This is a genomic window from Hyphococcus sp., assembly GCF_041986965.1.
Classification (GTDB): domain Bacteria; phylum Pseudomonadota; class Alphaproteobacteria; order Caulobacterales; family Parvularculaceae; genus Hyphococcus.
Map to the genome: position 1 here is coordinate 38,288 of NZ_JBHIXB010000005.1, position 24,868 is coordinate 63,155.

Below are 24,868 nucleotides of genomic sequence, written 5' to 3' on the forward strand. Positions count from 1 at the left end.
CTAGCTGAAGGTCTTTACGCGGCGCAAAGTATTTTCACCATCGTCCGGCGGCGTCTGCGCAATCTTTTCAAGTTCGGCGAAAATGCTGGCGACCGTCGGCGCGCGACCGGCGCCTTTGCCCTCGCAGGTAAACTCGCCGCCCTGGATATTGAGGACACGAAGCGCGTTGCCCTCTCCTTCCACATTGGCGAATACCGGATCATCGTCGACGCGCTCAAAGCGTACGCGAGCGGATATGCCGCCATCGGGCGCGCGCTTCACTACCGACATTTGCCTCCAGACGCCGCCGATCTTCAAAAAGTCCGACGCACGCTGCGCCGTCAACGGCTCAACGCGAATGGCGTTCTGGTCAATCTCCTTGCCGAAGGCCTCATAGGTGAGGATCGAAATCTTGGCGCGCGCATCCTCGCCGGAAAGGTCCGCCGTCGGATCGGGTTCGGCAAAACCTGCGTCCTGCGCCGCCTTTACAGCGTCATCAAAGGACATCCCCTCTTTGAGCGCCGAGAGGATAAAATTCACAGTTCCGTTCAAAATCGCCGAAAGCTGCCGCGCTTCTCCTGCGCCGCGCGCCCGGCGAACCGTTTCCACCATGGGCGCGCCGCCGCCGACCGACGGCGAATAAGCGAAGACCACATTATTGCGGCGGGCGAGATCGTGAAGCGACGCCAGATGACCGGCGATCGCCTGTTTGTTCGCCGTCACCACACTGACGCCGCGCGCGAGCGCAGCTTCGATAAGCCGACGGCCCGCTTCCCCTGTAGGGAGCGCATCGACGACCACATCAGGCTGTTCCACAAGGAAAACATCAGGGTCGGAATAGGTGCGCAGCGTCTTAAGACGCTCATCGCGCGGCTTTGCAGGATCGCGCACAAGCGCGGCGCAAAGCGCATAAGGCTCATCAGGCTCAACAAGTCGCAACGCGGCGCCTTCACCGATCACGCCAAGCCCCGCAACGGCGACGCGCAATCTTCGCGGCATGTTCACATTGTCACCGTCACCGCCGCCAGCGTTGAATTTATCCTTAACATCTACGCACATTTGCTCGCCGTCCCACTCGATAAATACGCAACTTTGCCAGCGCCCGAATCTACTGCCCGGTCCAACGCCGCCTCTATGTCTCGCACAAGATCGTCACTGTGCTCAAGTCCGATGGAAAACCGGACAAGACGATCGGAAATTCCCGCAACTTCTCGCGCTTCCGGCGTCATCGCCGCATGGGTCATCGTCGACGGCGTACAGACAAGGCTTTCAAAGCCGCCTAGCGATTCTGCAATCGTAAAGAGGTTAAGATTGCGCAGAAGCTCAATCACATCGACATTTTCAGCGAATTCCACCGAGAACATGGAGCCAAATCCTTTCTGCTGCGATTTGGCGATCTCGTGACCCGGATGGTCGGTAAGTCCCGGATAATAGATATTGGCGACGCGATCATCGGCGGCAAGCCGAGACACCACGTCGCCAGCCGTCGCCTGCTGGCGTTCAACGCGAGGGAAGAGCGTTCTGAGGCCGCGCAGGGTCAGGAAACTATCGAAAGGAGCGCCGGTGACGCCGGTGCAATTGGCCCACCAGGCGAGATCGTCGCCAAGAGCCTGGTCTTTGGCGAGCACTGCGCCGCCGACCACATCGGAATGGCCGTTGATGAATTTGGTCGTCGAGTGAACGACGACGTCGCAACCAAGATCCAGCGGACGCTGCAAGGCCGGCGACAGGAACGTGTTGTCCGCAACAACGATAGCGCCGCATTTCTTGGCGTGGGCGACGACCGCCCGGATGTCGGTAATTCGCAAGAGCGGGTTTGACGGCGTTTCAAGCAGCACAAGCTTTGGCTTGCGTGCAAAGGCCGCCTCAAGCTCGGCCGGATCGGTCTGATTAGCGTAGACCAGTTCAAACTGGCCGCGCTTGGCGCGCGCCGTCAAAAGCCGATGCGTGCCGCCATAACAATCATGCGGCGCCACGACGATCTCGCCCGGATCAACGAGGTTGAGCACCAGATCGAGCGCGGCCATCCCCGAGGAAACGACAACGCCGCGCGCTGCGCCTTCAAGGCCCGCCAGCGCTTCTTCCAGCTGCGTGCGCGTCGGATTGCCGGAGCGCGCATAGTCATATTGCGGCTTTTCCAAGGGATCGTTCCAGCCGTAATTGGCGGACAGGTGCAAGGGCGGCGACACCGAGTTGAAGGCGGGATCCGTAGCGACGCCGGCGGTGGCGATCAGCGTTTCAGGTTGCAAAGCATCAGGGCGCTTGACGTCGCTCATTATCGTTTCTCCTCGAAGAATTTTTTGACATGCGGACCGATGAGATCGGTGTTTTTCAGAAAGGCGTCATGTCCGTAGACGGACGGGATTTCGATGAACTGCGCGCCGGCGACGCCGTCAGCGAGGCGCTTCAAATCGACAAGCGGGGTCAGGCGGTCGCTGTCCGGCGCAATGATAAGGCTTTGCGCAACGATCTTCGCTGGGTCGACGCGATGGCGGTCGATGGAATCGGACAGCGTCACATAACGCTGCGGTTCGAGATGATAAGCGTCGCCGCGCGCGATGAGATATTCACAGATATCGTACGGCGCGCCAGCGGCGGCGCCAGGCGCGCTTTCAAAGCGCTCGGCGAATTCTTCCGGCGTGCGGTAAGTGACCATGGCGATCTGGCGCGCCAGCGACACGCCGGCCTGTGGATCGCCAGTCCTGGCGGCGAATTCAATGACCCGGCGCTGCACGCCGCGCAGCGCAGTCGCCGACGGATGCGCGCGGTCGGGCGCCGAGATGGCGCAGAGTTTTTCGATGCGGTCAGGATAGGTTTCGGCAAAGGCCAACCCGATCATGCCGCCATAGGAGGCGCCGAGAAAACCATAGAGCTTGTCTATGTCGAGAACATCCAGCGCATCGGCGAGCGCGCGGGCGTGATCATGGGTCGTGATAGTGCGCGCCGTCTCGCCCGCATTGGGTAGGAAGTCGAAACCGATCACGCAAAACCGGTCGAGATCGACAAACCCGCCCGGCGCAATGATGTCGCTCCACCAGCCCGGGCCATCCTTGCAGGATGCAACCGCGCGTCCGGCGGAAATGCCGCCCGCCGCGAGGATCGCCGGTTTTTCGAGATCGCCGTAAACGCGAACTTTCAGTTCCGGGCGGCTTAAGGTTTCGCCGCTATCGAGCGCAAAATCCGCAGGCAGAAAAACGCTGACGTCACAAAAAGGCTGCGACTTCTGGGTCGTTCCGGTGCGTTCTTGTTGTGCTGCGGTCATTGCCGGCCTCTTAGCGTTCCACATCCACTCGTCAGGAAATTCGCTAGAGACCTTAATCGGATCATTTTCTGCGCAGAGCGCTTCATTTGTCCGACCCATCTCTCGAGAGCAAGCTCTCGCAGGAATTGGCACCTTTCCAAAAAATCGGTCAGATTCTCTGGCGGTTGCCCCAGCGTCAAAGGGCCTATCCCTCGGCTGGTCTTGATGAGTTACCGGGGGGATACTTCGCGATTGCGAAGCCGTCAACAGGATATTTCAAGCATGAGGCAAAATTAGCCAAATCAGCCAATTTCCCGACAGCTTCCACTAACCGGAACATCAGCGCTCCGGCGTTTCCCAGTCCGCAGGCGGGACATGGCGGCGCTGGAGGCGGATCGCCAGGCCGAGCGAGACCCCGACCCCGATCGCAATGGTCAGATCGGCGACCACGGTGAGAGCCAGCGTCAGGACGAGCAGCGCACGGTCCGACATGGGTCCCTCAAACAAATAGCTGCGCCATTTGTGCGGCTCGCTCATGTTCCATGCGGTGATCATGAGCAGCCCGGCGAGCGCCGGCATGGCGAGATAAGACGCGAGCGGCGCCGCCAGCATCATCACCGCCAAAATCGTCAGCGCATGAACAATCCCCGCAACCGGCGTTTTGCCCCCTGCCCTGACATTCGTGGCCGTGCGCGCAATGGCGCCTGTCGCCGGCAAGCCGCCGAACAACGCCGAACCGATATTCGCCGCGCCTTGCGCCAGAACCTCCGCATTCGGACGATGCTGGCCGCCGCTCATGCGGTCGGCGACCATCGCGGATAAAAGCGATTCCACACCGGCCAGGAACGCAATGACAAAAGCTGACGGCAAGAGCTCCTGCACTCGCGACAGCGAGACCGCCGGCAGTTGCGGCGCCGGCAGATGGTTCGGCAAGGCCCCGAAACGCGAGCCGATCGTGTCCACCGGCAAGGTAAAGACAAGCGCAGCGATGGAAGCAAGCGCCACAGCCACAATCAGGCCGGGCAGTTTGGGCGCGATATGACGAAAGAAAACAATCATTATGATCGCGCTCGCGCCGAGGCTGAACGCCGCCGGATTGAAACTTTCCCGCGCCGACCAGAGCGCAGGGATTTTTTCAAGAAAATGCGCCGGAACCGCCTCCATGGAGAGGCCGAAAAGATCCTTCAACTGGCTCGCAGCGATGACGACGGCAATGCCAATGGTGAAGCCGTTGACGACGGCTTCAGGCACAAAGCTGATGAACTTCCCGGCCCTTAAAAACCCGGCCGCCAGCAAGATAAGGCCCGCCATGAAGGTCGCCAGAACAAGGCCGTCATAGCCGTGTTCGGCTATGACGCTGTAGACGACGACGATAAACGCGCCCGTGGGCCCGCCGATCTGCACCCGGCTGCCGCCAAGTGCGGAGATGAGAAAGCCCGCGACAATCGCCGTCACAATGCCGGCGGCCGGGTCAGCGCCAGACGCAATCGCAATGGCGAGGCTGAGCGGCAACGCCACCATGGCGACGGTGACGCCCGCGAAAAGGTCCGCCGCAAACAACGCTGGCGTATAGGTCTTAATGGTCGTCAGAATTTTCGGCTTCATGCCGGCCCTTGCATCTATCCTACGAGGCTGAAGGGCGAACCATGATTGATTTTGCGGCGCTCCGCCAGCGTCATCCGCACGAGAAGATGCGGGCCGTCGATAAATTCCTGCGGCGTGCGTCCATTGAACTCTTTAAACTCGCGGATGAAATGCGCCTGATCGTAATAGGCGGCGCGCGCGACTTCGCGCCAGTCGGTCAACTCCATCCAGGCGAGCCTGTTGGCGGCGTGCAGGGCGCGGAATTTCCGGTGCAGCCGTTTCGGCGGAGCGCCAAAATAGGCTTTGCACAGGCGGTCCACCTGGCGGTGCGACAAATCCACATTGTTAAGGAGGTGATCGATTTCATTCGGCTCCGGATCGACGATCCAGTTCGTCACCTGCTCGATGAAATCCTCACGAATGCGCCACTTATCGGAGATCAGCGAAAGAAACAGCGCGTCGGCGGCGCGCACCACGCCAGCATCGTCCGGCGCATGAAAGACATTATCGATCAGCGGTTGAACCGTCGCGGGGACCTTGTCGCGCAACGGCATGAAACGGTCCGCGGCGCCTTCCGCGCTGGATCCGAACAGCTTGCACCACCCCAAAGGCGTAATGGCGGCGCCGAAGATTTTCGCGCCCTTGGCGAACTTGATGCGGCTCCAGCGATTGGTTGGCCCGCACAAGACGGCGCTCCCGTGATGAAAGGCCTCTTCCTGCCCGTGAAGGTCGGATATCACCTCGCCGCTCAGGATAAAGCGGACATTGGCGATCTCCGCACGCATGATTTCGGCGAGATCGAAAGGCAGGGAAACGAAGTAATAGCTGCTGACGAATTTCTGCAGAGGCGCGCAGGGCTCGTAATACGCAAACTCCACAAATCCTCCCTGACGCTAATTCCCCTGAAACACCTTCCTCAGGTTTCGCGCCGCCTGCCTTATGCGCTGCTGGTTTTCAACGAGGCCTATGCGCACAAAACCTTCGCCATATTCACCAAAGCCAAGCCCCGGCGCAACAGCGACATCGGCCCGCTCCATGAGCATCTTGGCGAATTCCACCGAGCCCATGGACTGGTATTTCTCGGGGATCGCCGCCCATGCAAACATAGACGCTTCAGGAGACGGAACGTTCCATCCGGCGGCCGTAAAAGACTCCACCAGCACGTCACGGCGGCGCTTGTAGATGGCGCGGATTTCCTCAACACACTCCCACGGCCCGTCGAGCGCGGCGACCGCCGCCACCTGAATGGGCGTGAAGGCGCCGTAATCGAGATAGGATTTAACGCGGGCCAGCGCGTTGATGAGGCGCTCATTGCCGACCGCCATGCCGACGCGCCACCCAGCCATGGCGAATGTCTTCGACAGGGAGTTGATCTCGACCGCAATGTCCCTCGCACCCTCGACTTCGAGGATCGATGGCGGCGGCTTGTCGCCAAAATAAATCTCACCATAGGCAAGGTCGGACAGGATGATGATGTCATGCTTTTTGGCGAGGGCGACGGCGTCTTTATAAAAGTCGAGGCCAACCGTCTGCGCCGTCGGGTTCGACGGATAGTTCAGCACCATCGCGCGAGGCTTCATATGCGCACGGCCGATGGCTTCCGACAGGCCTGACAGATATTCCTCCGGCGACGGCGCCGGCACCGGCATGATGACGCCGCCGGCAATGATGAACCCGAAGGCGTGAATTGGATAAGCAGGGTTCGGCGCAAGGATCACATCGCCCGGCCCGGTGATCGCCTGAGCAAGGTTTGCAAAGCCTTCCTTGGAGCCGATGGTGGCGACGATTTCCGTCTCCGGCGACAGCTTTACGTTGAAGCGCCGCTCATAATAGCGGGCCATGGCGCGCCGGAGCCCGATAATCCCGCGCGACGCGGAATAACGGTGGGCTTTCGGATTGCGCGCCGTCTCGCAAAGCTTGTCGACAATATGTGTCGGCGTCGGCATGTCCGGGTTGCCCATGCCGAGATCGATGATGTCGCGCTTTTCGGCGCGCAGCTTCGCCTTCAGCTTGTTCACCTCCTCAAAAACATAAGGAGGGAGCTGTTTGATGCGGTGAAACTCTTCCTGACTGCTCATGGCGATGCTTGTATCACTGGTTCTTGTTGTTTTTATGGTCACCGGCCTGTCCGGTGACGACAAGCCGCATTTCTAATCGATGCTCACGCTGATTTGGCGGCGTCTGCAATCGCCTTTTCGCGCGCGAGGATCTCCCGCGGTTCGACCACCCAGAATTTCGACCGGGCGTTGGCCCAGTCATCGAGAATGTCCCGGGCTCTCGGGGACCGCGTTTCGCGCCAGTGCCGCTCGATCAAGGCAAGACATTCATTATCGTCTTCACCATCGCGGAAGCCGCGCAGCTCGACGCTTTCCGGGTTCACCAGAGATTCAAAATCACCGGTGTCGTCGAACACATAAGCACGTCCGCCGGTCATGCCCGCGCCAAAATTCGCGCCCACCTTGCCAAGGATCACGGCCACGCCGCCGGTCATATATTCACAGCCATTGGCGGAGCAGCCCTCAATCACCGTGACCGCGCCGGAGTTCCTGACCGCAAAACGTCCGCCGGCCCGGCCCGCTGCGAACAGCGCGCCCGCCGTGGCGCCGTAAAGGCAAGTATTGCCTATAATGGCGTCATTCGCGGTCGAATTCTGATCGGCCGGACGGACCACCAGCGTCGCGCCGGAAAGCCCCTTGCCCACATAGTCGTTGGCGTCGCCATCGACGATAATCTTGAGGCCGAAGGCGGAGAAGACGCCGAGCGACTGGCCCGCGGAGCCTTTAAGCCGCAAGGTCACATGATCTTCGGTCAGATCCTCCGGCTTGTAGTTGCGCACAATGAAGGACGAGGTCCGGGCGCCAATCGCGCGGTCGGTGTTCTTCACCGGATAGGAAAGCTGCACTTTTTCCCGGCGCTCGAAAAACGGCGCAAGGTCAGGCGCGATACGCTGGTCGAGTGTATCGTCGACTTCTGTGCGGCCCGTGCGCGTGGAGCGTTTCGGCCGTTCGCCAGCGTCAACAAGCGTCAGGATCGGATTGAGATCAAGATCATCAAGATGCGGCGCGCCGCGCGAAATCTGATCGAGCAAATCGGCGCGGCCGATAATGTCTTCCAGCGACGTGGCGCCGAGACTCGCGAGAATCTGCCGCGTCTCTTCAGCGATGAAGGTCATCAGATGAACGACATGTTCGGGCAAGCCGGGGAAGCGCTTGCGCAGATCTTCATCCTGCGTGCAGACGCCCACCGGACATGTGTTCGAATGACACTGACGCACCATGAGACAGCCAAGCGCCAAGAGCGACACCGTGCCCACGCCGTATTCTTCGGCGCCGAGCATCGCGGCAATGACAACGTCGCGGCCCGTGCGGATGCCGCCATCGGTGCGAAGCGTCACGCCTTCGCGCAGATTGTTGAGCGTCAACACCTGATGCGCTTCAGCAAGCCCAAGCTCCCACGGCGCGCCGGCGAATTTGATCGAGGTTTGAGGGGATGCGCCGGTGCCGCCCACATTGCCGGAAATCAGGATGACATCAGCTTTCGCTTTGGCGACGCCCGCGGCGATGGCGCCGATGCCTGAGGCGGAGACGAGCTTCACACAGACCCGCGCATCCGGATTGATCTGTTTCAGATCGTAGATGAGCTGCGCCAGATCCTCGATGGAGTAGATATCGTGATGCGGCGGCGGCGAAATCAGCGTCACGCCGGGGGTCGAATGGCGCATCCGGGCGATGAACTCCGTCACCTTGAAACCGGGGAGCTGACCGCCCTCGCCGGGCTTCGCCCCTTGCGCAACTTTGATCTCCAACTCCCTCGCCTGATTGAGATATTCGGCGGTGACCCCGAAACGGCCTGAAGCGACCTGCTTGATCGCGGAGTTGGCGTTGTCGCCATTCGGCAAGGGTTTATAGCGCTCCGGCACTTCGCCGCCCTCGCCCGAAACCGACTTCGCGCCGATGCGGTTCATGGCGATATTGAGGGCGCCGTGGGCCTCCGGCGAAAGCGCGCCCAAAGACATGCCGGGCGTTACGAAACGGCGGCGGATATCGTTCGCGGTTTCAACCTTGTCGACGCCGGTCGGCTCGCCCACCGGGCGCACCCGTAACAGGTCGCGGATCTGCGAGGCCGGCTGGTCGGCCAGCGCTTCAGAATAGCGGGCGTAAGCCGCTGCATCGTCATTGCGCACCGCCTGTTGCAGATCATGCACAAGTTCGGCTTCGAGAATGTGATGCTCGCCACGGCGGCGGTGACGATAAAAGCCGCCGACCGGCAGGCGCGGCGCTTCACTGCCCCAGGCCTGTGCGTGCAGTTCCGCCGACTTCACTTCAAGACCGGACAAACCGATGCCGGAAATGCGGCTGGTCATGCCGGGAAAGAATTCCTGCACCAGCGTGCGCGACAATCCCAGCGCTTCAAAATTGCAGCCGCCACGATAGGCGGAAATCACCGAGATGCCCATCTTGGAGATGATTTTGAGAAGTCCCGCTTCGAGCGCCTTCTTGTAATTATAGGCGCAGCGGCCAAGCGCAAGACCGGGGAAGCGCCCTTGGGCATGAGCTTGCGCAATGGAGTCGCAGGCAAGATAGGGGTTCACCGCCGTCGCGCCGACGCCGACAAGCACCGCCGTGTAATGGGCGTCCACGCATTCGGCGGAGCGCACGATGATGGAACAATAAGTGCGGACGCCGGCCTTGGTGAGATGGGCGTGCACGCCGCCGGCGGCGAGGATCATCGGGATCGCAAGGCGTCCCGGCCCCTGATGTTCGTCGGTCAGCACAATGCTGCCGGCGCCGTCGCGCACCGCAGCCTCAGCGTCGGACCGGATGCGGTTGAGCGCGCTTTGCAACGCCTCACCATTATTGCGGACATTGCCGACCGGATAGGTGCAATCGATCTCGACGATCTTGGAGTCGAGATACTCCCACAGCCGCGCATACATGCCATTGGTCAGGATCGGGCTTTCCAGCACGAAGACATCGGTCTGGGTTTTATCCGTCACCAGAATATTGCCGAGATTTTTGAACCGGGTCTTGAGACTCATTACCCCGTCTTCACGCAACGGATCGATAGGCGGGTTGGTGACCTGGCTGAAATTCTGCCGGAAGAAATGAGAGAGCGGGCGGTAATTTTCGGACAGAACCGCAATCGGTGTGTCATCGCCCATGGAGCCGAGCGGCTCCTTGCCGTCTTCGACCATGGGACGCAGGATCAGCTCCAGCGCTTCAAGATCGTACCCCGCCGCACCCTGGCGGCGCAAAAGCTCTTCGCCCTCGTAAACGCCCTCTTCCGGTCCTGGGCCGATTTTCGGCTCCAGCTCGACGATATTGCTAAGCCACTCCGTATAAGGATGTTTATCGGCGAGGCGGTCGAGAATTTCATCGGAGTTGTAGAACGTCGCATTCTCCATATCGACGGCGATCATACGGCCCGGCTCTATAGCGCCGCGCTTTTTCACTTCGCGGCCTTCAAGCGGACACATGCCGGTCTCGGACCCCACCGCCAGAATGCCGTCATGAGTGATGGCGTAGCGCAACGGGCGAAGGCCGTTGCGGTCGAGACCTGCAATCGCCCACTGCCCGTCATAGGCGGCGATGGCCGCAGGCCCGTCCCAGGGCTCCATCACGGCGTTGCAATATTCATAAAGGGCGCGCCATTTCGGCGGCATCACCGACAAACGCTTTGACCAGGCCTCGGGGATCAGCAGGGTTTTCGCCATAGGCGCCGTGCGCCCGGCCCGCACCAGCAATTCAAACACCTGATCGAGCGTGCCGGAATCCGACGACCCCGGCTGGATCACCGGTTTGATGTCGTCGCCGTCATTGCCGAAGACTTCCGCAGCCATGGGAATCTCATGGCTCTTCATCCAGTTGACGTTGCCTTTCAGCGTATTGATCTCGCCATTATGCGCAAGCATGCGGAAAGGCTGAGCCAGCCGCCATTCCGGAAAAGTGTTCGTTGAATAGCGCTGATGAAAAATCGCGACGCGGGAAACGAAGCGCTCATCCTTCAGATCCGGATAAAAATTATCAATCTCATGGGCCAGGAACATGCCCTTATAGACAATATCCTGCGACGACAGCGAACAGACATAAAGTTCGTGCAAGCCTTCAAGGCGCGCGCGTTTTTCAATCCGGCGGCGCACGACATAGAGAATGCGATCAAGCTCTTCCTGGCTGCGTCCTTTCGGATCGCAGAAAAGGATCTGTTCGATGTCAGGCCGCGTGGCGTTGGCTTTCGCGCCAAGGACCCGCGCCTGCACCGGCACCTGACGCCAGCCATAGATGTAAAAGCCGCGATGAAGGATTTCGGATTCCACAATCGCCCGCGCAGCGTCCTGCGCGCCGAGATTGGTGCGCGGCAGAAACAGCATGCCGACGCAGATGTCGCGGCCCGCATCCGCATGACCGGTGCGTTGCACGAAGGAGCGGAAAAGCTCCTGGGGGACGTTGATGCGGATGCCCGCCCCGTCGCCGGTTTTGCCGTCCGCGTCGACCGCCCCCCGGTGCCACACCGCTTTCAAGGCGGCAATCGCCATTTCCACGATCTCGCGGCGCGGCTGGGCGTCGAGCGCGGCGACAAGGCCGACGCCGCAGGCGTCACGCTCGGATGACGGATCATAAGCGCCCGCTTCGGTGAGGCGGTCGCGGCGGCGCAGATAGGTCGATACGCAGTCAGTCATCGGTCTTGTCTTCTATTCGGTTCTGGTTGTCGGGGTTGGCGGGCGGGTTTTATTCAGCGGCGATTGGCGTTTCCGCCGTCGCCCTGAGCCGCCCGGCAATCGCCGCCGCGGCTTTTCGCCCGTCCACAATCGCCCATACTACGAGCGAAGCGCCGCGCACAATATCGCCCGCGGCGTAGACGCCCGGAATGCTGGTTTCCAGCGTTTCCGGATCGACGCGCAGCGTGCCGCGCGCCGTCACTTTCAAATCGGGGGCGCCGAACATCTCCGGATGATCTTCCGGCTCAAAGCCAAGCGCCTTAATAACGAGATCAGCGTCGAGGTCGAATTCTCCGCCGTCGACTTCCACCGGCGCACGGCGGCCAGACGCGTCCGGCGCGCCCAGCTCCATCCGCGCCACGCGAATGCCGGCCGCTTTGGCGGCGTCGCCCTTCACCGCTTTCGGCGCCGCAAGCCATTCGAAAATGACGCCCTCTTCCTCGGCGTTTGCGGTTTCGCGCGCGGAGCCCGGCATGTTCTTGCGGTCGCGGCGGTAAAGACAGGTGACGGATTTGGCGCCCTGGCGCACAGCCGTGCGGACGCAATCCATGGCCGTGTCGCCGCCGCCAATAACGACGACATTCTTGCCCTGGGCGTTAAGTTCTCCGCTGTCATAGGCCGCAACAGCATCGCCGAGGCCGGTGCGGTTCGACGCCGTCAGATAATCGAGCGCCGCGACAACGCCGGCATTGCCCGCGCCGGGGCAAGCCAGGTCGCGCGCCTTGTAAACGCCAGTCGCAACCAGCACCGCATCATGTTCGGCGCGAAGTTCGCCAAGACTCGCATCGCGGCCCACATCGAAATTCCGGACGAACTGAACGCCGCTTTTTTCAAGATGCTCTGTCCGCCGCGCGACGACGGACTTGTCGAGTTTGAAATTCGGAATGCCGTAGACCAGAAGCCCGCCGGTGCGGTCATAACGATCGTAAATCTTCACCTGAAAACCGTCGCGGCGAAGCTCTTCGGCGGCGGCGAGCCCGGCAGGCCCGGCGCCAATGACGCCAACCGATTGGGCGCGCTCGCGCGCGGGGCGGACAGGTTTCACCCAACCCTTCTCCCAGGCGGTCTCGGTTATATATTGCTCAACGGCGCCAATCGTCACTGTTCCGTGTCCGGACTGTTCAATGACGCAGGAGCCTTCGCAAAGCCGGTCCTGAGGACAGATGCGCCCGCAGATTTCCGGCATGTTGTTGGTGGCGGACGAAACCGCATAAGCCTCTTCGAGGCGATCTTCGGCGACAAGCTTCAGCCAGTCGGGAATGTCATTGCCGAGCGGGCAATGATCCTGACAGAACGGCACGCCGCATTGGGAACAGCGGGCCGCCTGTGCTTTCGCTTTTTCGTCGGCGAATTTAGCGTATATCTCACCAAAATCCCGGCGACGCTCGCCGGGATTTCGTTTCGTTGGAGTCTCGCGGTCGCGCGAGACGAATTTCAACATGCGCTCAGAAATGAGAGCCTCCCTGTCGAAATCACCCTTTAGAGAATTCCGGGTAAGCTTCAAGCCCAAGTTCGGCTTTGTCCAGACCCAAACGCTCATCTTCATCGCTAGCGCGAATGCCAAGGGTGTATTTCAGCGCCAACCAGCAGATTAAGCTAACGACGAACACGAATACGCCAATAGCAACGATGCCAGTTAACTGACCGAAGACCGTCACGCCGTCATTGCTGAGCGGCACGACAAGCGTGCCCCAGATGCCGCAGAAGAGGTGCGCCGGAATTGCGCCGACAACATCGTCGATCTTGAGTTTATCGAGGACCGGCACCGCAAGCGTCACGATGACGCCGCCGACCGAACCAATCAAAATCGCCTGCCAGATCGCCGGCTGCAACGGCTCCGCCGTAATCGATACAAGACCGCCGATGGCGCCGTTAAGCACAATCGTCAGGTCCACTTTCTTGTAGAGCAACTGGGTCAGGATGAGCGCCGTCACAACGCCGCCGCAAGCCGCCATATTGGTGTTGACGAAAATGTCAGCGACCGAAACAGCGTCCTCAATGGTGCCAAGCGCAAGCTGCGACCCGCCGTTGAAGCCAAACCAGCCGAGCCAGAGAATAAAGGTTCCAAGCGTCGCCATTGGCAGATTGGAGCCCGGGATCGGCGTCACCTTCGCCCCAACATATTTTCCGGTTCGCGGCCCTAAGACGAGCGCGCCAGCCAGCGCGGCCCAGCCGCCCGTCGAGTGCACCAGGGTCGACCCGGCGAAGTCGTCAAACCGCGCATCGAGCCAGCCGCCGCCCCAAACCCAGCCAGCCTGGATCGGATAAATAAAGCCAGTCAGCAGGGCCACAAAAATCAGAAACGGAAACAGCTTGATGCGCTCCGCCAGCGTGCCGGAGACAATCGACGCTGCTGTGGCGACAAACACCATCTGGAAATACCAGTCGGAGCTTGCCGAATAGCCGGTTCCCAAGGGATCGGAATCATCAGCGCCCCATGTCGTGAAGCTGCCGATGAACCCGCCGGAATCGATGCCGTAAATCAGGTTGTAACCGACGAGATACACCATCAGTCCGGCTACGGAATAAAGAGAAATGTTTTTCAGGCAAATTGTGGCCGCGTTTTTCGACCGAACCAACCCGGCTTCGAGCATGCAAAAACCCGCCGCCATGAACATGACGACCATGCCGGAAACAAGGAACAACAAAGAGTTGAAGACAAAGGCCGATGTGTCGGAGGCGGGCGCCGGCGCGGCCGCTTCCGCAGCCTCCTGCGCAAACCCTTGAGACGCGCCAAAAGCAATGAGCGCCGCCGTCGCGACGGCTATGGTGTTTTTCTTTTTCATGATATTTTTCCCGCTCGTAATTATAGCGCCGCCGCGCCGCTTTCGCCGGTGCGCACGCGCACTGCGTCTTCCAGATTGAGAACAAAAATCTTGCCATCGCCGATGCGATCAGTTTTCGCCGCGTCCCGGATGGTTTCGACGACTTTCGCCGCCTGGCTCGCCTCAACCGCGATTTCAAGTTTGACCTTGGGTACGAAGTCGACCTGATACTCTGCGCCGCGATAGACTTCGCTGTGTCCCTTTTGCCGGCCGAAGCCTTTCACCTCGGACACAGTCATGCCCTCAACGCCAATCGAAGTCAGAGCGGTTCTGATCTCGTCTAGTCGATGCGGCTTCACTACAGCGATAATGTACTTCATCTGTTAGCCCCTTTTTGTTTTTTCACCCGCGCTCGCGAAGTTTAGTCAGGATACGAATCGCCACGGCGCCGATTGTGTAGTAACGCTAACAATCAGATTGCTGCTGCGCAACGCTAATCTGCTGCAACAGCGAAAAATTTTCCGCCAAAATAGCATAATATGCCATTTTAATGGTGTTTATCTCTTTCTAACGGACTTTTTCATGCTTTTTTCGCCGTAGCTGCCCATTTTGACAAATTTATTATTGTGCATCGCAAAAGAAGCCGACAAGCTTAGCTCATGACCGATGCGTGCTGCTCCGTACACATCGTAAGTGAAAAGCAACAAAGGAGGGGTCTTATGCTGCGTAAATTGGCTTGCGCGCTTGCTTTATCCGCAACGGTGATTGCACCGGCGGCTGCGGAAGAACTTTCAGTCTCAACAACGGTGGGCTTTGAGTCCCGCTATCTGTTCCGCGGCGTCCAGTTCGCAGAAACCAGCTTTCAACCGTCAATTTCACTTGGCTATGGCAATTTTTACGGGACTGCCTGGCTGAACCTGCCGATTGGCGATGATGATCTTGTGGTGACGCCGGGGGGCGAGGAACTTGATCTCGTGATCGGCTATAGCGCGCCAATCAGCGAAGTGGTTTCATTCGATGTCGGGGTCACCTATTATACGTTCCCCGATCTCATGAGCGGTTTCTTCGACATTTATGAAGAAGACGGCGACGGCCTGGGCGCAAACACGATCGAGCCTTATGTGGGCCTTGCTTTCGATATTCCGCTCTCACCGTCTGTCTATGTCTATCATGACTTCATGTTCGACACGACGACCATTCAGGGCAATGCATCCTACTCGATCCCGATGTCAGAGAAGACGAGCTTCGATCTCGGCGGCTATATCGGCTATGTCATCGATGACACGGGCGGCACGGACTATATCTACGGCACCGCTTCCGCCAATGTCAGCTACGCCATTTCCGACAACGGCTCGTTCTACGCCGGCGTCCGCTATGGCGGCTCCGACATTCCTGGCGGCTCGGTGATTGACGATTCGATCGCAGGCACGACCAAGTCGAGCGCCGTATGGTGGGGTCTTGGCTTCAGCGCTTCATTCTAATCTACACGACGGCGGGGCGGTCTTGATCGTCCTGACTTAAAGTACGGGCCATGGCGTTCTCCCCGCCATGGCCCTTTTTTGTCACCTGAGACTGAACAAGAAGCGAACCAATCGCGCTCGTTTGCGTTATCTATGTCAATCAAGTAATTAGAGAGCCTATGCCGAAAGCAAATCCCTTCGCCGGTTATGACGCCGGCGACAATTACTGCGAACTTTTTGGGCTTACCGACACCAAACCCCAGACCGGCAAACCCCAAACCGGCGCCGCCAATCCGCTTGCGAAACGGCTTTCGAAATACAACATCCGCACGCTGAATCAGCGCAACAGCGCGGCCGAGAGAGAGTTGCACAATCTCGGCATCACCTTCACCGTCTACTCCGATGCGGGCGCCATTGATCGCATCCTGCCTTTCGACCCGATCCCGCGGCGCATTGCGCAGGCGGACTGGAAAAAAATCGACCGCGGCTGCCGCCAGCGCGTGACGGCGCTCAATGCGTTTCTCGCGGATGTCTATGGCAAGCAGCAGATCTTCAAGGACAAGATCATTCCCCGCGCGCTGGTGACGGGTAACAAGAATTTCCGCAAGGAAATGGTGGGCGTCAAACTCCCCCACAACACCTACACCCATATCAGCGGGGTCGATCTGATCCGGGATGAAAGCGGGAATTTCCTTGTTCTTGAAGACAATTGCCGCTCGCCCTCCGGCGTTTCCTATGTGATCGAAAACCGGCATCTGATGATGCGCTCCTTTCCCGATCTGATGGAAGGTGTGAAAATCGAGCCTGTATCCAATTACGGCCAGCGCCTGCGCGAGACCTTGCGCGAAACGGCGCCGGCGCGCGCGCAAAATCCGCGCATCGTTCTATTGACCCCCGGCGTCTTCAACTCCGCCTATTTCGAACATGTGTTTCTGGCGCGCGAGATGGGAGTGGCGCTGGTCGAAGGCCGTGACCTCATCGTCGATGAGGAAGACCGCGTCTTTATGAAGACCATCAGCGGTCTTGAGCGCGTCCACATGATCTATCGCCGCATCGATGACGAATTTCTGGATCCGGAAGTCTTCCGGAAAGACTCCATGCTTGGCGTTCCCGGTCTCATGCGATCGCTCAAGGCCGGCAAAATCGCCATCGCCAACGCGGTTGGCGCCGGCGTCGCTGACGACAAGGCGGTCTACGCCTATATGCCGCGCATCATTAAATACTATCTCGACGAAGAGCCCATCCTCGACAATGTGGAAACCTATATCTGCCGCGAAAAAGATGACCTCGCCTATGTGCTCGATCATCTTGAGGAGCTTGTCGTCAAACCCGTCGGTGAATCGGGCGGCTACGGCATCGTCGTCGGCCCCAAGGCAAGCAAGGCGGAGATCGCCGGTGTGCGTCGCGCCATCAAGAAGAATCCGAAAAACTATATCGCCCAGCCGATGATCCAGCTGTCGGTCTCACCGACCCTGACGAAAAATGGCCTGCGCGCGCGCCATGTGGACCTGCGTCCCTTCGTGCTGACCGGCAAGGAAAGCTGGGTCCTGCCCGGGGGACTGACGCGGGTCGCTATGCGCGAAGGCTCGATCATCGTCAATTCCTCCCAAGGGGGCGGTTCCAAAGACACCTGGGTCTTACGCTAATGTTGTTATCCCGTTTCGCCGAAAACGCATTCTGGCTCGGCCGCTATATGGAGCGGATCGAAAGCCTGTCCCGCCTTCTCATGGTCACGGAAAGTTTCGCCGCAGACCAGGATTCCGATGACGCCTGGGCGCCGATCCTCAATGTCTTTGCGGATACGGAAACGTTCGCTGAACAAGGCAAGACATTGACGGCGCTGAACGTCGCCCGTTTTTACATATCGGACGCGAACAATTCCAATTCGATTTCCTACGCCTCGCATATGGCGAAAGAGAATGCGCGTTCTTTACGTCATCTCATTTCAACCGAAAGCTGGCGGCAGGTTTCCGTCTTCCACAACAGCATCCTCACATTACAAAAGCGCCGCTTCGCCCTCTCAAAACTTTCGGAAATCTGCATGAGTATGCGCGAGAGCTGTTTCACCTTTCGCGGCGTCATGGAAGCAACCTGCTATCGCGATGAGGTCTGGCGGTTCAACCAGCTTGGCGCCGCGCTGGAGCGAGCCGACCAGGTGACGCGCCTGATCGACATCAAATACTTTCGGTTCGACCGGGACGATGACGACCAGGCCGCGCCGCCCGACGTCGCCTGGTGGAACACGCTCTTGCGCTCGGCTTCCGGCTATCACGCTTTTCAGCGGCGTTACTCTTTCAACGCCGATCCTTCGGACGCGGCGACCTTCCTGCTCTGCGACCCTTACCTGCCGATGTCGGTCACAAATGCTGCGGAGATGGCCCTTTACCAGATTCACCGGCTGGATGAGGATTTCGACGCCGGCGCAGGCCAGGAGATCAAACGGGCGGGCGCGGCGCTAAGGGAACGGCTGAAATCCCCGCCCGCACGGCTTTCCGGGCGCACCCTCCACCGCTATCTGGACCAGGTCCAGCAGGAGATCATGGCTCTCGCCAACGCCGTCAATGACCGCTATTTTGCCCCCGCCTGAGGCGAGACCAGCCAGTTCGCTGGTTAACAAACGATAAGACTGTTCTTAGATATACGGTCACTGTAACAATTTATATTAGCCGGTTATGAGCGTACCTAAACTAAACGTCAGCACCGATCTCCTGCAGGTTCGGCATGTCACCCGCTACCGTTATGCAAAGCCGGTAACGTTCGGGCCGCACCGCGCTATGTTTCGCCCCCATGAAAGCAATGACCTGCGGCTGACGGCGTTTGAAATCAACACAAACCCGACATCCGTCCACCATTGGCTTCATGATGTGTTTTCGAATTCGAAAGTCATCATGAATTTCGATGAAGCGCCGCCATCGGAAACATTGGAGATTACCTGCGTTTTTAACGTCGTGCGCAGCAGCGTTGACATTCCTGTCTTTCCCATCGCCCATTCCGCGCAACGTTATCCGTTTGACTATCCGAAAGAACAAATTCCCGACCTGCTTGCGCTGATCAGGCCCGAATATGACCATCCGGAATCAGCGGTGAATGACTGGGCCAACAAGTTGAAACGCCAGGCAGGCGACAACACCTGGACCATCCTGACGACGATCAACAATACGATTCATTCTTCGCTTGAGTACAAGCGCCGTGAGGAACCGGGCATTCAAGCGCCGCGGCACACGCTGGAACTTGGGGCAGGCTCCTGCCGTGACTTTGCCATTTTGATGATAGAGGCCGTGCGCCAGCTTGGTTTCGCCGCGCGCTTCGTCACGGGCTATCTCTATGACCCGGTTGCAAGCCAGAGCGGCGCGCTTCAGGGAACCGGCGCGACACACGCCTGGGTGCAGGTTTTCCTGCCAGGCGCCGGCTGGATCGAATTCGACCCAACCAACGGGCTCATCGCTTCAGGCAATCTGATCCGCACCGGCGTCGCTAGAACACCGTCTCAGGCGGTCCCGCTCGACGGATCGTTTCATGGCGCCAGCGACGCCTTCATCGATATGGATGTTGACGTACAGATTCTTGCGCTCGCCCCGACGCTGAGAAGCTGACCGCTCACGGCCTAACAGCCTTTCTGTAATTTGCTCTCAACCCGCCCGGCGCCCATAATGGCTACGCGCAAGGGGTGAACGATCATGATCTGGAAAATCATTACGTTGCGGCCGCAGCGGTTGCTCCAAACGCAGCCTGTGCAGAGATAATCGATGAAGCGCGGATCGGCGCCGCCGCGCATGCGCTTGACCTCAATGGCGGCCCGCCCGCCGTTGAAAGCGGCGTGAATTTCTCCGGCGAGATCTTGTTCGCCTCTCCCGATTTTTCCAAATACATCCTCTCGCCCCGTCCTTATGTTCACGGATCGCTAAACACAAAGGGCGACACGAATTTTTACGGACTGGGCCTCGCCTGGGAGCAGTATTTCTTCGGCGACCGCTTTGTCGGCGAGATCGATTTCGGCGTCGCCCGCCATGACGGCGTCGTCAATCCGCCGCCGGAAGGCGACCCCGCCCGCGACGATATTCTGGCGACCCGCGCCCTGCTCGGCTCGCGCTATCTGTTCCGCGTCGCCATCGGCGCCGGCGTGAAACTCGACGATCACTGGCGCGCGCAACTCTTCTACGAACATCTCTCCAACGGCCGGGTGCTTGGCGACAGCCCGCACAATCAGGGGTTGGATAATCTCGGGATCAGGATCGGGTACCGGTTCGGGGACTAATGGCCGGATCGGAAGCGGCAGCGCCTGAAACCGATCCGTCTTGAGAACGGGCTGGCCGGCCATGGCGACGCCTGGGACTACGCGCGGCGGCGCCATGGCCAACACCCATCGGACGCCCGGAAAAATCCTGACGCCCGATGCCGTTAAATCTGAGGCTCCCCCGTTGTCACACCTGCGCCAGTCAGGCTGGCGCAGGCAAACATTCGCAGCATCTCTCCCAAGTGCTTGCCTCAGCCCACAAAGGATGAATGGAAATTAATGAATGGTCTTTCCTGCAATCCTGAAAGATTCTGAAACAAGACTGGTGAAGTCTGAAAGATTCTGAAAGCGCTGAAGAAGCAATATCTTAGAGTGCGGTCCTAGCTTTCGACATGACTGCAGAAAACGGGACAGACAAAGCGTCCCGAAGGCGAAAATCACCGCTCCGCCATCTTTTGCTCCATCAAGGGAACAATGAATCCATAGAGCTCTTCACGGGTTTCCGCCGCGCCTTGCCCGCCCTTGCCGGCAAGCAGCTCCCGCTGGGCGTCGGAGGTCATGATTGTGTAGAGATAAAATGGCGTCGGGTCCTCCCGTGCGCGCATCTCCTCCAGCAGCTTGAACCCGGCCAGCGGCTCGCCATTGCGGCCCATATCGGAAATCACCGCATCATAATGGGGATACATGGACAGCAATGTCAGCGCCTCGTCGGTCGACGCCACTGTGTAAACGGCGATATCCTGCTCTTCGAAGGCCGCCTTTTCCGTAACATTGTTTTCCGGGTGGTCATCGACCCACAAAATCCGCCCGATCATGCCGTCGGGCTCGGTCACGGCGAGCAGCGTTTCCTCTTCCGCTTTCGTCCCGGCGCCGGGCAAGGCGAGCGTCACCGCAATGGCGCCGGCGACAAAGACCGCCGCGGCGGCCGCAAAGGGCAGAAGAGCACGCCGGCCGGTCGCCTGCGAGGGCGCAGCCGCGTCGACCTGTTCCGCCTCGACGGAGAGCGAATAGCCGGCGCCGTAAATCACCCTGAGATGTTCCGCTTCGGGTCCGAGCGCCTTGCGCAAGCGGCCGATCGCCTTGGCCAGCGAGTTTTCATGCACGACCCGGCCGGGCCAGCCGGCTTCCAGAAGCCGGTCTTTCGACACCACCTCACCGCGCGCGGCGAGCAATGCAGAGAGAATCGCAGCGCAGGACCGGTCCAGAGAAACCGATGCGCCGCCGGCCCGGACCGCGGCCGCACGCTCATCGAACTCTACGGCGCCGAAGCGCCAGATTTTCCCCACCACGGCGGATGTCATTGTGTTGTCTTGCACTACTGAGTTTTAGGACGGCCCATCATATTTCCACAGGCCCGCCGGGCAAGCGCTTTCTCAGCCTCTTCCAATTCCCCGCGTTCGCATTATGTTCGCACCATGCCCCCAGAACCGACCTCGAACCCGAAACACCGCCCCGGATACGACCCGAAGGCCAAGCGCCCGAAAGTCCAGCCGACCACGGACAGCGCGGAGATCACGCGCGGCGGATTTTCCGAGGCCGTCGCCACCTATCACGACCGGCTGGCGACACCGCTCGCCGACTGGACGCCGCACCGGCCCGACCGCCCGGAGAAATCGAGCCGGTCAAAGCCGCTGAAGGTGGTTTCCGACTATGAGCCCGCGGGCGACCAGCCGACGGCGATCAAGGAGCTGTCGGAAGGCGTCAAGACCGGCGAGTGGGATCAGGTGCTGCTCGGCGCGACCGGCACGGGCAAGACCTTTACGATGGCCAAGATCATCGAGGCGTGTCAGCGCCCGGCCCTCATCCTTGCGCCCAACAAGACCCTCGCCGCGCAGCTCTATGGCGAGTTCAAGGCGTTCTTCCCCGACAACGCGGTGGAATATTTCGTCTCTTACTACGACTATTACCAACCCGAGGCCTATGTTCCGCGTACGGACACTTATATCGAGAAGGAAAGCTCCATCAACGAGCAGATCGACCGCATGCGCCACGCCGCGACGCGGGCGATCCTCGAACGCGACGACGTAATCATCGTCGCCTCGGTGTCGTGCATTTACGGCATCGGCTCGGTTGAGACCTACACCGCCATGACCTTCAGCCTGAAGGTGGGACAGGAGCTGTCGCGCAAGAAACTCCTCGCCGATCTCGTGGCACTGCAATACAAGCGCAATGACAACGCCTTTGCGCGCGGGGCCTTCCGCGCGCGCGGCGACACCATCGAAGTCTTCCCCGCCCACTATGAAGACCGCGCCTGGCGCATCTCCATGTTCGGCGACGAGATCGAAAGCCTCACCGAATTCGACCCGCTGACGGGCCAGAAGACCGGCGAGCTTGAGGAAGTCACGCTCTACGCCAACTCCCACTATGTAACGCCGCGCCCGACGCTGCAGCAGGCGATCACCGGCATCAAGAAAGAGCTCAACGAAACCCTGCCCATCATGCGCGAGGAAGGCCGCCTCCTCGAGGCCCAGCGCCTCGACCAGCGGGTGCAGTTCGACCTTGAGATGATGGCCGCCACGGGCGCCTGCGCCGGCATCGAAAACTATTCGCGCTACCTCACCGGCCGCCAGCCGGGCGAGCCGCCGCCGACCCTGTTTGAATATCTCCCGGAAAACGCGCTCATTTTCTGCGACGAAAGCCACGTCACCGTGCCGCAGATCGGCGCCATGTTCCGCGGCGACTTCAACCGCAAGCGCACGCTGGCCGAATACGGCTTCCGCCTGCCCTCCTGCATGGACAACCGGCCCCTGAAATTCGAGGAGTGGGAGAAGATGCGCCCGCAAACGGTGCATGTCTCCGCGACGCCCGGCGACTGGGAGCTGGAGCGCACCGGCGGCGTCTTCACCGAACAGGTGATCCGCCCCACCGGCCTCGTCGACCCGAAAGTGGAAATCCGCCCCGTCACCGGCGACAAGGCGAACCAGGTCGACGACGTCATCGCAGAGTGCAAAGCCGTCGCGAAAAAAGGCGGGCGCGTGCTCGTCACCACGCTGACCAAACGCATGGCCGAAGACCTCACCGAATATATGCATGAACAGGGCGTGCGCGTGCGCTACATGCATTCCGACATCGACACCATGGAGCGGATCGAGATCATCCGCGATCTCCGCCTCGGCGCTTTCGATGTGCTGGTGGGCATCAACCTCCTGCGCGAAGGCCTCGACATTCCCGAATGCCAGCTTGTCGCCATCCTCGACGCCGACAAGGAAGGCTTCCTGCGTTCGGAAACCTCGCTGATCCAGACCATCGGGCGCGCAGCGCGGAATGTCGACGGCCGGGTCATTCTCTATGCGGATAATATGACCGGCTCCATGGAGCGCGCGATTGGCGAAACCGACCGCCGCCGCGAAAAACAACTGGCCCACAACAGGAAACACGGCATCACCCCGGAATCCACCAAGGCGAAAATCGCCGAGATCGCCGCCAGCGACGATGAAGGCGCGAAAGCCGCCATGGGCCAGACCTTTGTGGGCCATAAACAGGTTCGCGGGTCGGGCCTCAGTGAAGAAGCCGCGGCCTTTGACGGCCCCGGCCACAATATGAAGGCCCACCTCGCCCATCTGGAAAAGGAAATGCGCGAGGCCGCCTCCAACCTCGAATTCGAAACCGCCGCGCGCCTGCGCGACGAGATCAAGCGCCTGCAAGAGGTGGAATTGGCGGTGTCAGACGATCCGTTGAGCCGCCAAAGCGAGATTGAGCGCCGTGTCGCCGAAGGATCTGAGGGAAGAATATCGAAATCGGAAGGAACCGTATCCAACATCCGCTCCAAACCGAAAGGCGCTCGATCGAAGCGGCGGCGATAACGGATCGTCGCGGACGATCCGCCCGACCGCGAATGCGGTCAAAACTAAAAAGCCGCGTCAGAGCGACATCGAGGCCCGCGTCGAGGCGAACCCCGAAGGGCGGATCAGGAAGTCGGAAGGCACGGTGAGCAACATAAGGAGCAAGCCGAAGCGAAAAAAGAGGTAGGTGAGCCTCATCCTAATCTGAAGCCAAATTCCGCAACTTAGGTGAAATTAAAATCGTATAGCTCGTAAATAACTAGGTCACTGAAAACCCGTGAGCACTATGAAGCAGCTTGTTTCAAAATTATGGCCAATTTCGATATTGGTGGCAGCTTTCACGATAATATCAATGGTAGAAGATCTAAAAAAAGCTTCTATCTACCTTAGTTTTGCATTGGTTGAGTGGCGAAGGCTACTTCACGCGTTCTGGGAATTTTTTCCCAACGTAATATTTGAATCGTTCGGCATAGCCCACATAAATATACCCACGCCATTCCCCGAGCTGATGACATTATTAGCATTGATCATTTTGTCAGCGCGCGCGGGCGACAAAATAAAACAATCGCGTATTGGGCGAGCTATTCGCATTTCAGCAAATTCACACTGGCGGCATATATGTTATCCCGTCATTTTAAAAATGATGGATGTAATCAATGAGTATCACGCCCGCGTCCGCAACCCCACAATGCGGGTTCGAAATTTGTCGATAACCGCTCGTTCTTATTTCTCATCTCTATTTTTAATGTTCGTATTTACTGTCCTGATTATCCCCTACCTCGCTCCTTATCCAATTATTTTTGATGTTTTACTTTCAGAATATATGGCGATTTATGAACCGTTGGACCCATACGGAGGGCCATTTCCAATACTGTTTATAATGCTATTAGCCCTCGGAGTTTGCATAGATTTCTATTTCGCACATCGCCGATTTAGAAAGCCTCAAAGCCTACAACAGTTCGAGGAGAAATTCCTCTATATAGCTGGTCTGCCTCCGGGAAAGTGGTCCGATGAATCTGTTAGTTTCGGCTTTGAAAGAGGAGCTGAGACATGGCGAAACGAGCCAAGCCGGAAGAAATTATTGCAAAGCTGCGTGAGGTTGAGGTCC

The 24,868-nt window shown here is 59.3% G+C and carries 18 protein-coding genes and 1 riboswitch; of the genes, 7 read left to right on the forward strand and 11 right to left on the reverse strand.

The features are described 5' to 3' along the window. The 10 genes from ACFC5L_RS17980 to ACFC5L_RS18025 all read right to left on the reverse strand — a co-directional run bounded on the left by ACFC5L_RS17980 (position 1) and on the right by ACFC5L_RS18025 (position 14,664). Complete coding sequence (locus ACFC5L_RS17980; protein WP_375204353.1) at positions 1 to 1,038, reverse strand: homoserine dehydrogenase; 1,038 nt, start codon at positions 1,036 to 1,038, stop codon at positions 1 to 3. After that, complete coding sequence (gene metB, locus ACFC5L_RS17985) at positions 1,029 to 2,255, reverse strand: cystathionine gamma-synthase (RefSeq protein WP_375204352.1); 1,227 nt, start codon at positions 2,253 to 2,255, stop codon at positions 1,029 to 1,031. The genes ACFC5L_RS17980 and metB overlap by 10 nt, the downstream gene beginning before the upstream one ends. Further along, positions 2,255 to 3,241 carry a homoserine O-succinyltransferase MetX gene (gene metX, locus ACFC5L_RS17990; protein ID WP_375204351.1) on the reverse strand — a complete coding sequence of 329 codons (987 nt, stop codon included), beginning with the start codon at positions 3,239 to 3,241 and terminating at the stop codon, positions 2,255 to 2,257. The genes metB and metX overlap by 1 nt, the downstream gene beginning before the upstream one ends. A gap of 92 nt (positions 3,242 to 3,333) precedes the next feature. Further along, a riboswitch (SAM riboswitch) is annotated at positions 3,334 to 3,452 on the reverse strand. A 107-nt stretch (positions 3,453 to 3,559) separates the two neighbouring features. Then, on the reverse strand, positions 3,560 to 4,825 hold the full coding sequence (locus tag ACFC5L_RS17995; protein WP_375204350.1) for a SulP family inorganic anion transporter: 1,266 nt from the start codon (positions 4,823 to 4,825) through the stop codon (positions 3,560 to 3,562). Between the two features lie 14 nt (positions 4,826 to 4,839). Continuing rightward, entirely contained in the window at positions 4,840 to 5,682 is an 843-nt protein-coding gene (locus ACFC5L_RS18000; protein WP_375204349.1) for an AraC family transcriptional regulator, read from the reverse strand. 15 nt (positions 5,683 to 5,697) lie between these two features. Next, positions 5,698 to 6,882, reverse strand: coding sequence for an LL-diaminopimelate aminotransferase (locus ACFC5L_RS18005; RefSeq protein WP_375204348.1), 1,185 nt, complete (start codon positions 6,880 to 6,882; stop codon positions 5,698 to 5,700). Between the two features lie 83 nt (positions 6,883 to 6,965). Then, on the reverse strand, positions 6,966 to 11,480 hold the full coding sequence (gene gltB, locus ACFC5L_RS18010) for a glutamate synthase large subunit (protein ID WP_375204347.1): 4,515 nt from the start codon (positions 11,478 to 11,480) through the stop codon (positions 6,966 to 6,968). Positions 11,481 to 11,529: 49 nt separating this feature from the next. After that, positions 11,530 to 12,972, reverse strand: a complete 1,443-nt coding sequence (locus tag ACFC5L_RS18015) for an NAD(P)-dependent oxidoreductase (protein WP_375204382.1) — start codon at positions 12,970 to 12,972, stop codon at positions 11,530 to 11,532. 19 nt (positions 12,973 to 12,991) lie between these two features. Then, on the reverse strand, positions 12,992 to 14,305 hold the full coding sequence (amt, locus tag ACFC5L_RS18020) for an ammonium transporter (protein ID WP_375204346.1): 1,314 nt from the start codon (positions 14,303 to 14,305) through the stop codon (positions 12,992 to 12,994). Positions 14,306 to 14,325: 20 nt separating this feature from the next. Then, on the reverse strand, positions 14,326 to 14,664 hold the full coding sequence (locus tag ACFC5L_RS18025) for a P-II family nitrogen regulator (protein ID WP_375204345.1): 339 nt from the start codon (positions 14,662 to 14,664) through the stop codon (positions 14,326 to 14,328). 339 nt (positions 14,665 to 15,003) lie between these two features. Here ACFC5L_RS18025 and ACFC5L_RS18030 point away from each other — a divergent pair, with 339 nt between their 5' ends. The 5 genes from ACFC5L_RS18030 (at position 15,004) to ACFC5L_RS18050 (ending at position 19,999) form a co-directional block, all read left to right on the forward strand. Further along, complete coding sequence (locus ACFC5L_RS18030) at positions 15,004 to 15,765, forward strand: TorF family putative porin (protein ID WP_375204344.1); 762 nt, start codon at positions 15,004 to 15,006, stop codon at positions 15,763 to 15,765. A 158-nt stretch (positions 15,766 to 15,923) separates the two neighbouring features. Then, entirely contained in the window at positions 15,924 to 17,390 is a 1,467-nt protein-coding gene (locus ACFC5L_RS18035) for a circularly permuted type 2 ATP-grasp protein (RefSeq protein ID WP_375204343.1), read from the forward strand. Beyond that, the gene (locus ACFC5L_RS18040; RefSeq protein ID WP_375204342.1) at positions 17,390 to 18,331 is read left to right on the forward strand and encodes an alpha-E domain-containing protein; all 942 of its coding nucleotides are present in this window, start codon (positions 17,390 to 17,392) and stop codon (positions 18,329 to 18,331) included. Before ACFC5L_RS18035 ends, ACFC5L_RS18040 begins: the two co-directional genes overlap by 1 nt. A gap of 85 nt (positions 18,332 to 18,416) precedes the next feature. Then, positions 18,417 to 19,337: a transglutaminase family protein gene (locus ACFC5L_RS18045; protein WP_375204341.1), complete on the forward strand. Its 921-nt coding sequence runs from the start codon at positions 18,417 to 18,419 to the stop codon at positions 19,335 to 19,337. Positions 19,338 to 19,411: 74 nt separating this feature from the next. Beyond that, positions 19,412 to 19,999: an acyloxyacyl hydrolase gene (locus tag ACFC5L_RS18050; RefSeq protein WP_375204340.1), complete on the forward strand. Its 588-nt coding sequence runs from the start codon at positions 19,412 to 19,414 to the stop codon at positions 19,997 to 19,999. Positions 20,000 to 20,415: 416 nt separating this feature from the next. On the opposite strand, the gene ACFC5L_RS18055 is transcribed toward ACFC5L_RS18050, so the two are convergent. Beyond that, positions 20,416 to 21,279: a winged helix-turn-helix domain-containing protein gene (locus ACFC5L_RS18055; RefSeq protein WP_375204339.1), complete on the reverse strand. Its 864-nt coding sequence runs from the start codon at positions 21,277 to 21,279 to the stop codon at positions 20,416 to 20,418. A 114-nt stretch (positions 21,280 to 21,393) separates the two neighbouring features. Here ACFC5L_RS18055 and uvrB point away from each other — a divergent pair, with 114 nt between their 5' ends. Both uvrB and ACFC5L_RS18065 read left to right on the forward strand, forming a co-directional pair. Then, positions 21,394 to 23,781, forward strand: coding sequence for an excinuclease ABC subunit UvrB (gene uvrB, locus ACFC5L_RS18060; RefSeq protein WP_375204338.1), 2,388 nt, complete (start codon positions 21,394 to 21,396; stop codon positions 23,779 to 23,781). A gap of 265 nt (positions 23,782 to 24,046) precedes the next feature. Continuing rightward, a partial coding sequence (locus tag ACFC5L_RS18065) for a hypothetical protein (RefSeq protein ID WP_375204337.1) occupies positions 24,047 to 24,868 on the forward strand: 822 nt, incomplete at its 3' end.

What these genes read in the sequence shown, in the direction of transcription:
- metB (WP_375204352.1), bottom strand. Translation starts at nt 2,255, where the DNA reads ATGAGCGACGTCAAGCGCCCTGATGCTTTGCAACCTGAAACGCTGATC.
- ACFC5L_RS18045 (WP_375204341.1), top strand. Translation starts at nt 18,417, where the DNA reads ATGAGCGTACCTAAACTAAACGTCAGCACCGATCTCCTGCAGGTTCGG.
- ACFC5L_RS17995 (WP_375204350.1), bottom strand. Translation starts at nt 4,825, where the DNA reads ATGAAGCCGAAAATTCTGACGACCATTAAGACCTATACGCCAGCGTTG.
- ACFC5L_RS18055 (WP_375204339.1), bottom strand. Translation starts at nt 21,279, where the DNA reads ATGACATCCGCCGTGGTGGGGAAAATCTGGCGCTTCGGCGCCGTAGAG.
- ACFC5L_RS18005 (WP_375204348.1), bottom strand. Translation starts at nt 6,882, where the DNA reads ATGAGCAGTCAGGAAGAGTTTCACCGCATCAAACAGCTCCCTCCTTAT.
- ACFC5L_RS18035 (WP_375204343.1), top strand. Translation starts at nt 15,924, where the DNA reads ATGCCGAAAGCAAATCCCTTCGCCGGTTATGACGCCGGCGACAATTAC.
- ACFC5L_RS17980 (WP_375204353.1), bottom strand. Translation starts at nt 1,038, where the DNA reads ATGTGCGTAGATGTTAAGGATAAATTCAACGCTGGCGGCGGTGACGGT.
- ACFC5L_RS18025 (WP_375204345.1), bottom strand. Translation starts at nt 14,664, where the DNA reads ATGAAGTACATTATCGCTGTAGTGAAGCCGCATCGACTAGACGAGATC.
- uvrB (WP_375204338.1), top strand. Translation starts at nt 21,394, where the DNA reads ATGCCCCCAGAACCGACCTCGAACCCGAAACACCGCCCCGGATACGAC.
- metX (WP_375204351.1), bottom strand. Translation starts at nt 3,241, where the DNA reads ATGACCGCAGCACAACAAGAACGCACCGGAACGACCCAGAAGTCGCAG.
- amt (WP_375204346.1), bottom strand. Translation starts at nt 14,305, where the DNA reads ATGAAAAAGAAAAACACCATAGCCGTCGCGACGGCGGCGCTCATTGCT.
- gltB (WP_375204347.1), bottom strand. Translation starts at nt 11,480, where the DNA reads ATGACTGACTGCGTATCGACCTATCTGCGCCGCCGCGACCGCCTCACC.
- ACFC5L_RS18040 (WP_375204342.1), top strand. Translation starts at nt 17,390, where the DNA reads ATGTTGTTATCCCGTTTCGCCGAAAACGCATTCTGGCTCGGCCGCTAT.
- ACFC5L_RS18030 (WP_375204344.1), top strand. Translation starts at nt 15,004, where the DNA reads ATGCTGCGTAAATTGGCTTGCGCGCTTGCTTTATCCGCAACGGTGATT.